1 protein-coding gene is annotated in these 216 nt (G+C 40.7%); it reads right to left on the minus strand.

What is annotated here, in order from left to right:
* Positions 1-216 (minus strand): ABC transporter permease subunit (locus tag V6255_RS18755; RefSeq protein ID WP_425355959.1); only part of this gene is annotated, 216 nt, incomplete at both ends.

Here is a 216-nt window from a genome sequence, read left to right on the forward strand (position 1 = left end):
GTCCGATTAAACAAACCGCAATACCAGTAAAACCATACCCTGCTACAAAACCTAATTTAAGTTGTAGTCCGTATCCTTGTACTTCATTCAGGCTTAATAAACCTGATAAAGCACCAGAGATTATCATGACAATGATTATTAAGCGTTTACGGTTAATTCCACCATATTCAGCGGCTGAAGGGCTTGCTACCATTGCTCGTATCGCGTAACCCCAAC

This window comes from Psychromonas arctica (assembly GCF_038155225.1).
Lineage (GTDB): Bacteria > Pseudomonadota > Gammaproteobacteria > Enterobacterales > Psychromonadaceae > Psychromonas > Psychromonas arctica_B.